Here is an 8,402-nt window from a genome sequence, read left to right as displayed (position 1 = left end):
CTGCTGGAATCCGGACTTGACGGTGCGGTCTATGGCTTCGCCGTCGAAACCGGCATGCACGCGCTGCGACTCATCGTGAAGGGCGTCTTCGATCGATATCCGGATCTCACTGTAATCCTGGGGCATCTGGGCGAAGCGCTGCCGTTCTGGCTGTTCCGCCTCGACTATATGCACCGCGGCACGGTGTCATCCGGACGCTACGACTTCCTCAAGCCTTTGAAGAAGAAGGTGAGCGATTACCTGCGCGAAAATTTTTATTACACGACGAGTGGCATGGCTTGGGAGCCGGCGATCGCCTTCACACAGTCGGTCATCGGGATGGACCGAGTCATGTACTCGATGGACTACCCTTACGAATACGTCCATGACGAAGTCCGGGCGCAAGATGCGATGGCGATCAGCGCTACCGACAAAAAGGCCTTTTTCCAGACCACGGCGGAGCGGGTCTTCAAGCTTTAAAGATGGAACCCGGCCTGCGATTAAGCCTTTGATTTTGCGACATAAAATAAGCCAGAAAAGCGACCTTTGGTGCTTCGAAAGCCTTGCTATTGGCCCAGTCGGTCGTTAGATTCCAACTAACACGGAAATAGGAAAAACGGCCGTCCGAGATGGCGGCCGTTTTGTTTTGGAGCTGCCCTCCAAAAACAAGGAAGCCGTCGCGGTGTCGCATCCGCGGCGGCTTTTTATTTATCACCGCTGCTCGAAACCGGTATGCTCAGGAAAATAAAGCGCTGACGATTGCGTTTGATCAATTCGATACCGGGCCGGCGGGCGCAGGTTTGCTTCGGGCGACGTATTAATCCCGAGACCGGCCATGACAAACTCAGCTACCGAGAAGTTCCTGATCGTCTTCTTCCGCATCACCATGGCGTGGACCTTTCTCTACGCCGCCTCGCACCAGGTTTTCGTCCATGATTTCAGCGTCGTGGGCTTTCTCAAGTCAACCAAGACCTTCCACGACCAGTTTGCCGTCTTCACCACGCCGGCGATGGCGCCGATCACCACGTTCCTCGTGGAATATGGTCATCTTCTCATCGGCCTATCGCTGCTTCTTGGCCTGATGACACGGGTCAGCGCAGCCTTCGGCATTGTCCTGATGCTCGTCTACTGGATGGCGCACATGGATTGGCCCTTCGTCGAAAATTCCAACAACCTGATCTTCGACTATCACCTGGTGTACGCCGGCGTGCTGTCCTACTTGATCTACAAGCGTGCAGGACATGTCTTTGGCCTCGACGGCTGGCTCGAGAACTTGCGCTTCGTCAGGGAAAATTCACTGCTACGGCCACTGGTGGCATGAGCGCCGGATTGCCGAGGGCATCTTGCACATGGGCGATCTCGGGCTGATCTGTTCCGCCATCTTCGACAAAGCCAGAGCCCGGTGCCGCGCACCGGGCTTTTCTTACGCTTCGGCCTCGCCAGACCGCGCTTCCTCTCGGGCCTCCCACAACGCTCCCACACGTGCCCGGAATGCCTTCGGCTTTTCCGCGAACAGCCGGCCCGCGAGCTTTGCGGCTGCTTTGAGGTGGGCATCACGACGGTTTTCGATGAGTGGTATAAGCCGGGAGCGCCACGGCGCCAACGGGCCCCGCGGCGCCATGTAAGTCATGAACACCGTGAGATCCTGACAGGCGCCGAGGCGTTCGCGCAATCGCTGGGCCTCCTGCGCCCAGACTTTGGCGAGCCGCGGCCACGCTGCGTCGAGCAGCTCCATCTGATGACGGTGTTCGACGACGCGCTTGCGCAATTCGTGCAACTCTTCGCTCTCGGCCTCGTGCCAGTTGTGCGGGATGAGTTGACGCGCACGCTGATAGGTGCGCGCGAGTTCATCGGCAATGGTGTCGAATTCGATCCGCGCGAGTGGCCAATGCCCGATCGTCGCGGTCGCATCATCCAGGTATCGCGCGACGCGTTGGCGCACATCCGGGGTAAAATGCGCTGCTTCCGCTTCGTTGCGAAGTGTCGTCAACCGCGCCTCGATGGTCTTCATCGAGGTGGCGGAAAACGGCAGTTCGGATTTGCCGAGATCGGCAAGGGCATCGAGCGCGGCCTGGGCGTCACGGCTGCCGGACAGCGTGCGCATCAGATCCCGCGCCTCGGTTCGCGCCCGGTCGGCCGGCGCGCCGACAGGCTTGGACAGGAGGCGCATCAGAGCGCGCCATCGCTTGAAAGCCCGCCGGATGTCGTGAACGGCCTCGGCGTCGCTCAACTGGGGATCGGACAGCGCGGTACGGGCATCCCCGATGATGGCCCGCGCGGCTCCCGTGAGCCGGTCGCCGAAGGTATCATCCAATTGTTGCCCCTCGTCGGCCCCGGCCTTGCTCATGCTGCGCCTTTTCTCGTGAACACGTGACAAGCCGATGAAAAGAAGGGTCTTTCGCCCGTCTTCCGAGGCTTTGGGGTGACGACCGGGCCACATTAGGGCATGACTGGGGCCGAATGCGCTTGTTCCTGATCAACCGGCCGGCTCGCCGCGTGGCTCTCGGCGAAATAAAACGGACGAATCTCGCCGTCCGGCCCAAGAAGCCTTTGCATCTGACATCTAATTGTTATATCAGGCCAATCTCTTTGGCGCGGGGTGGAGCAGCCCGGTAGCTCGTCAGGCTCATAACCTGAAGGTCGCAGGTTCAAATCCTGCCCCCGCAACCAAAGGTCTTCCTGCAAAATCAATGGCTTATGGAAACGGGTGCCTACAAGGCGGCCGTTTGCTCGTCTGCCTTGGCGTCTATGTTTCCAGCGCAAGCCGTAGAAACGGCACGAGCTCGGGAGGCAGGTCGGTTCGGCTCGAAATCGCGTCAGCCAGGCTGCGATCTTTCTTGGCGCGGTTGATCAGTTTGACGAAGCCCATCTCCGAAAGGCGGGCACCCAGGTTGGCGCTGACCCGCCGTGAAACTTCCGGATCCCCGCGCTCGACCAGGACGTCGGTCACCACCTCGCTCAAGCTTCGTCGCCCGGCGATGGCTTTCAAATGCTTCTGGCCCTTGCTGGCCGCGATGCTGACCAAGGCTTCATCGCTAAGGCCCTCAGACTTTTCCAGTGCCGGTCCGGAAATCGCGATGTTGTCGGAACCGGACAGTTGCGCGACCACACCCTTCGGCGGATTGGCGACTTCGGCAAGGCGGGCCGACAGTTCGCTGAGAGACCGCGGGTCCATCTTTTCGATCAGACGCGTGATGACGTCGTCGAAGATCGCGATCTGTTCCTCGCTGTACGACTCGGCGCCGAGGACGAACAGGTCCGTAATGCTGCGCAGAATCTGCAATTGCCGAAAGTTCGATGCTTTGCTGAGCGCAGCGTCGAGTTCGAGGATCAGCGATTGCGTAGCCGTCGTCATCTGCGGCGAGTTCCTGGCGCGCTCATGCCCGCGCTTGGCCATGCGTAGGGACCTGCACGGGACATGCAACCCGCACCAGATCAAACTTCAATTAACATCATATTTAAGGGCTTGGTTCGCCCGGGCGTTAGCACGTAGCGATCAGAGAGATCCAAAATATCATGCCGTAAGCATTCGCGACGCTGGGCGTCGTCGCCTGATTATTAATGCTTCATTTCAAATTTCCATATTCCGCTTTGCCAAAATTTATCGGCAAAGCAGAAGATGCACCAAATAAGAGTTTATTTATGCGTTTTGCTTCAACCATGGAGAAGCATCGAATACCACTGCTCGCATTTGGTCCGCCGTACCGGCCATCGCGCAAGAATGTATTGACTGGGGGAGTTCGCCCGAATGTTTCGCCTCTCGAATATCCGCATTGGCACGAAGCTGACCATCATGTCCGGACTAGGGGTCCTCCTCGTGATCGGCATGCTCGTCGGTCAGATCGTTGGGAGCGCTGCCATCGATTCCGCTCAGCGCGCGTCGGACAACCAGAGTGAAATCGCACGCCGGATCCTGATGACCCGGGCCTCGCTACGGGGCTTGCAGATGGCGGTCCAGGACATGCTGGCGACCCGCAATGATGCCGATCTGAAAAAGGCACTCCAGTTCGCGCAGGCGCGCCTGAAGGAGGTTCACGAGAAGGCGGAGCCGCTGCTTCCGCAACTGACCGAGGCGGACCGTCGTGCCCGGGTCGAGAAGGTCATCGCGCTGACGGACAAGTATCTCAAATTGGCCGAGGCGATCGTGCCGATCATGACCGAGCGCTTCGCAACAGAGGCGAAGCAGAAGGCTGCCATCGTCAAGCAGTCTGGCGAATATCTGTCCCTCGGCATGGATATCGAAATGCTGGATGCCCAGCAGATGGGAACGGCGATGGACATGAAGCCTGTCGCCGCCGAGGCGGAAAAGCTGATCGATGAGACGGATCAGCAGGCTGTAACCGCTCGCCAGCAGGCGGAGGCGGCCGCCGATAGATCGCAGGCCTTTGCTTACCGCCTCTCCATGGGGCTTGGCATTCTCGCCACGCTCATGCTGCTGGCGACCGCCGTGCTTGGCGTTTCCGCTATTGCTCGTCCGTTGCGTGCGCTTGTGGCGCCTCTGGAAAGCGTTGCCGCTGGCAATTTCGCGATCGAGGTGCCCGGCGCGGGACGCAGGGACGAGGTCGGTCAGATCGCCGCCGCCGTGCAGGCCATGGCAGAAAAAGTCAGCGCCACGATCGCCGAGATCAAGGCTTCGGGCCGGGAAGTTACCAACGCCTCCGCCGAAATTTCGACGGCGACGACGGACCTTTCCCAGCGGACCGAGGAGCAGGCCGCGAGCCTGGAAGAAACCTCGGCGGCAATGGAAGAACTCGCCGCCACCGTCCGCAAGAATGCCGAGAACGCTCAGCTCGCCAACCAAGACGCCAACGTCACCCGCGACGTTGCCCAACGCGGCGGGGCCGTTGTCGGCGAGGCCGTGACGGCGATGGCGCGCATTGAGGAGTCGTCGCGAAAGATCTCGGACATTATCGGCGTTATCGACGAGATCGCGCGTCAGACCAATCTGCTGGCGCTCAACGCCGCGGTGGAAGCGGCCCGTGCCGGCGAAGCGGGTCGCGGCTTCGCCGTGGTTGCCTCGGAGGTTCGCAGTCTGGCACAGCGCTCGTCGCAGGCTGCGAAAGATATCAAGGACCTGATCACCAATTCGAATGGCCTGGTGAAGAACGGAGTTCAACTGGTCAACCGCGCTGGTGAATCGCTCCAGGATATCGTCGAGTCGATCAAGAAGGTTTCGGTCGTGGTTGCCGAGATCGCCCACGCGTCCGCCGAACAGGCGACCGGCATCGATGAGATCAACCGGGCGCTGACACAAATGGATGCCGTCACGCAGCAGAATTCCGCCCTGGTCGAAGAGAACGCGGCAACCGCGAAAACGCTTGAACATCAGGCCAAGGCCATGGACGAGCAGGTGGCGTTCTTCCAGATCGCGGCCGGGCACGACGTGTCTGCCGCCGTGTCGTCACCGCCCGCGGCGACCGCCGCACCGGCGAAGCCACAAAATGTCGCCAGGCCGGTCGCGAAACCTGCCGCCTCGACGCCGCCGACCAAGCCGGCAGCCGTCAAGAAGGCGGCCGACCGGGTACCTGCCGCAGTCGCCAATGTGGGCCCGGCGCGCCGCATGCAAACGGCGCTAGCGACGGCGGTGAAGGAAGACGACTGGAAGGAATTCTAATTTCGGCTTGTGCCTGAAGCGGTGGCCAGCACAAGGGAAGCAGCGCGACATTATTGGATTTGGTCGAGCAACCGGCACGGCTCTAAAGCTAAATAAGGGGCGGGAATGTTCAGACTTTCGAATGTCCGGATCAGCATCAAGCTTGCCGTCATATCCGGGATCGGCATTCTCCTGGTCGCCGGGATTCTGGCCAATCAGATGCGCGCCGAAGCGCAGATTTCCGGTGCGGTTCACAAGGCCAATGAACGGCTCCTCAAGGCGCGCGACCTGCAGGCGATTTTAGCGGCAGAACGCGGCATGCAGTTCGCGGTCAATGAGATGCTGCTTTCAGCGTCGAAGGAAGATCTGGCCAAAGCGCTCACGCTCCTTGAGAGAGACCATAAGTCGTCCACCGGGCGGCTTGCGCCAATGATCCCGCTTTTCGTCCAGGCCGAACGTCGGGCCCAAGCCGAGACTATACGCAACCTTGTCGATAGGTACGCCGTAGACGCCAGAAAGATCGGCGTGACGAAAGGCGAAATTCTTACCCTTCGCTCCAATGGGTTGCCGGACGACGTCGACAAGGCCGACAGATTGAGCGGCGAAATTCTGAACTTGGTTCGCGAAGGTCTTCGCCCGGTTGGCGCGCAGATCGAGGATGGCGTCGCCAGACTCGACAATCTGGTCTCAAAAGACGCCGAGACAGGTTTCGATTCCGCCGTGAAGACGATGACCTCGAGCCGCATGGTCGGGCTCGCGGTCGGTCTCCTGGCGATTGCAATACTTGCCGCCTCGGTGTTCCTGGGCGCGGTCGCGATCGGTCGGCCATTGCGTGCGCTATTGGCTCCGCTCGAGAGCGTCGCCGCGGGCAATTTCGCCATTGCAGTGCCAGGCGCCGATCGCGGCGATGAAATCGGCCATATCGCCACCGCCGTTCAGTCGATGGCCAACAAGGTGAGCGCCACGATTGCCGAAATCAAGGCGTCGGGCCGCGAGGTGACCAATGCATCGGCGGAGATTGCCACCTCGACTACGGATTTGTCACAGCGCACTGAGGAGCAGGCCGCGAGCCTGGAAGAGACTTCGGCGGCGATGGAGCAATTGTCGGCGACGGTGCGCAAGAACGCGGAAAACGCCAAGCTGGCCAGCCATGACGCGACCGCCACTCAAGCCGTTGCCGATCGCGGCGGCGAGGTGGTCGGCCGTGCGGTGCAGGCAATGGCGCGCATCGAGGAATCCTCCCGAAAGATCTCCGACATCATCGGCGTCATCGACGAGATCGCTCGACAAACCAATTTGCTCGCGCTCAACGCCGCTGTGGAAGCGGCGCGCGCCGGTGAGGCCGGGCGAGGCTTTGCTGTGGTCGCCTCCGAGGTCCGCAGCCTGGCACAGCGGTCGTCTCAGGCAGCCAAGGACATCAAGGACCTGATCACCAATTCAAACGGCCAAGTGAAGGATGGTGTCGATCTGGTCAACAAGGCCGGCGAATCGCTGACCGAAATCGTTGCGTCCATCAAGAAGGTCGCCGTCGTGGTTTCGGAAATTGCCAATGCCAGCGCCGAGCAATCGACCGGGATCGACGAAATCAACCGGGCGCTCACCCAGATGGACCTGGCGACGCAGCAGAACTCTGCCCTCGTTGAAGAGAACGCCGCGACCGCCAAAACGCTGGAGCATCAAGCAAAGGCGATGGATGAACAGGTGGCCTTCTTCCAAATCGCCGACCATGAGATCACCCGTACGGGCTCTCTGTCGGGGAAAGGCGGGCGAGGCCCCGCGGGGCCGGCTGCTCGTGCCATTGCCAAGCCGTATGCGGTCAAAGAATCGGTCCCCAAGGACGCGTCGGCCGCAGCCTGAATCCGAGAGGCCGGCCGGTTAACGGATCGTATCTTGCGACAGCGTTAACGAGACGCCAATTGGGATCGTTGGTCCGCGGTGTCCGGATGCCGAGGTCGTCATCTGGAAACCGCAGCGACGTCCAATCAGAATGTTAATCTAGATTACCATTGCATTTTATCGTGCCTTCTCTAGGCGCAATTAAAGTCTTTTCACACACCACTTTCCTAGACTTGCAGTGTGGGAATCGCGCGAGCGGTTGCCATCGCCGTCGGGGGGCTCGCCAAAAACGCGCAATTTGCGCGCGTTCGCGGAGGTTCCTCGGACCGGTGTGTTTTGTCACCGGCCTTGCGCAGGGCCATCACTGGCGAGTCACGATCTCATGAATCAGATAGCCGCTACGGATACGGCCGTTGCCGCCGTACAGCCGAACGACTGGAACGGCTCCGGTGCCGCTCACAGCACGGGCAACCAGACCCAATTCATCAGCTTCGCCATCGGCGATGATCAGTACGGCGTCGACATCATGGCCGTGCGCGAGATCAAGGGCTGGTCGGATATCACGCACCTGCCGAAGCAACCGGAGTATGTCCGCGGTGTCTTGAACCTGCGCGGCGCAATCGTGCCGATCGTGGACCTGCGCTGCCGCTTCGGCCAAGGCCTTACCGAGACGACCCCGCTGCACATCGTGATCATCGTGCAGATCGGCGGGCGCCAGATTGGTCTGATCGGCGATCGCGTGCTCGACATCGTGTCGGTCGACGCGGCGCAGATTCAGAAGGTGCCGCGTACCGGCAATGGTCACCAGACCGACTTCCTGTCCGGCCTTGTCACCCATGACAACGTCATGATCGCCCTCATCGACCTGCCGAACCTGCTGTCGGTGCAGGACGACGTCACGACCGAGCACTAGGTTGAAGCGCCGGCCCGCTGCCCCGAGCCGCGGCCGGCGTTCGATCTCCCGCCGTTTGAACCTTACGTTTGTCCCTGGAAG

The 8,402-nt window shown here is 60.6% G+C and carries 7 protein-coding genes and 1 tRNA gene (1 of these 8 cut by a window edge); 6 read left to right on the top strand and 2 right to left on the bottom strand.

Annotation, left to right across the window (positions count from 1 at the left end; all coding sequences use genetic code 11):
• Both ASD45_RS16395 and ASD45_RS16390 read left to right on the top strand, forming a co-directional pair.
• Nucleotides 1–459 carry the 3' portion of an amidohydrolase family protein gene (locus ASD45_RS16395; RefSeq protein ID WP_056912460.1) on the top strand. The gene continues 597 nt to the left of window position 1, outside the view, so the window shows 459 of its 1,056 coding nt (coding positions 598–1,056); its start codon lies beyond the left edge, outside the window; the stop codon is at nucleotides 457–459.
• A 355-nt stretch (nucleotides 460–814) separates the two neighbouring features.
• Nucleotides 815–1,300, top strand: coding sequence for a DoxX family membrane protein (locus tag ASD45_RS16390; RefSeq protein WP_082540891.1), 486 nt, complete (start codon nucleotides 815–817; stop codon nucleotides 1,298–1,300).
• Nucleotides 1,301–1,402: 102 nt separating this feature from the next.
• On the opposite strand, the gene ASD45_RS16385 is transcribed toward ASD45_RS16390, so the two are convergent.
• On the bottom strand, nucleotides 1,403–2,326 hold the full coding sequence (locus ASD45_RS16385; protein WP_056912459.1) for a CHAD domain-containing protein: 924 nt from the start codon (nucleotides 2,324–2,326) through the stop codon (nucleotides 1,403–1,405).
• Nucleotides 2,327–2,572: 246 nt separating this feature from the next.
• Between ASD45_RS16385 and ASD45_RS16380 the strand changes: the two genes are divergently transcribed.
• A tRNA-Met gene (locus ASD45_RS16380) sits at nucleotides 2,573–2,649 on the top strand.
• 76 nt (nucleotides 2,650–2,725) lie between these two features.
• Here ASD45_RS16380 and ASD45_RS16375 read toward each other — a convergent pair.
• Complete coding sequence (locus tag ASD45_RS16375) at nucleotides 2,726–3,262, bottom strand: DUF2336 domain-containing protein (protein ID WP_162249446.1); 537 nt, start codon at nucleotides 3,260–3,262, stop codon at nucleotides 2,726–2,728.
• 465 nt (nucleotides 3,263–3,727) lie between these two features.
• Here ASD45_RS16375 and ASD45_RS23750 point away from each other — a divergent pair, with 465 nt between their 5' ends.
• From ASD45_RS23750 to ASD45_RS16360, 3 genes are all read left to right on the top strand, one after another.
• Nucleotides 3,728–5,593: a methyl-accepting chemotaxis protein gene (locus ASD45_RS23750; protein WP_056912457.1), complete on the top strand. Its 1,866-nt coding sequence runs from the start codon at nucleotides 3,728–3,730 to the stop codon at nucleotides 5,591–5,593.
• Nucleotides 5,594–5,698: 105 nt separating this feature from the next.
• Nucleotides 5,699–7,429, top strand: a complete 1,731-nt coding sequence (locus ASD45_RS16365; RefSeq protein WP_056912456.1) for a methyl-accepting chemotaxis protein — start codon at nucleotides 5,699–5,701, stop codon at nucleotides 7,427–7,429.
• Between the two features lie 361 nt (nucleotides 7,430–7,790).
• Entirely contained in the window at nucleotides 7,791–8,321 is a 531-nt protein-coding gene (locus ASD45_RS16360; RefSeq protein WP_056912455.1) for a chemotaxis protein CheW, read from the top strand.
• The last annotated feature ends 81 nt before the right edge of the window (nucleotides 8,322–8,402 follow it).

It is taken from the genome of Pseudolabrys sp. Root1462 (assembly GCF_001426945.1).
Taxonomy (GTDB): Bacteria; Pseudomonadota; Alphaproteobacteria; order Rhizobiales; family Xanthobacteraceae; genus Pseudolabrys.
This window is presented reverse-complemented; position numbering and strand designations above follow the sequence as displayed.

Excerpts from the sequence above, each read along its gene's own strand:
- ASD45_RS16390 (WP_082540891.1), top strand. The coding sequence starts at position 815 with ATGACAAACTCAGCTACCGAGAAGTTCCTGATCGTCTTCTTCCGCATC.
- ASD45_RS16385 (WP_056912459.1), bottom strand. The coding sequence starts at position 2,326 with ATGAGCAAGGCCGGGGCCGACGAGGGGCAACAATTGGATGATACCTTC.
- ASD45_RS23750 (WP_056912457.1), top strand. The coding sequence starts at position 3,728 with ATGTTTCGCCTCTCGAATATCCGCATTGGCACGAAGCTGACCATCATG.
- ASD45_RS16365 (WP_056912456.1), top strand. The coding sequence starts at position 5,699 with ATGTTCAGACTTTCGAATGTCCGGATCAGCATCAAGCTTGCCGTCATA.
- ASD45_RS16360 (WP_056912455.1), top strand. The coding sequence starts at position 7,791 with ATGAATCAGATAGCCGCTACGGATACGGCCGTTGCCGCCGTACAGCCG.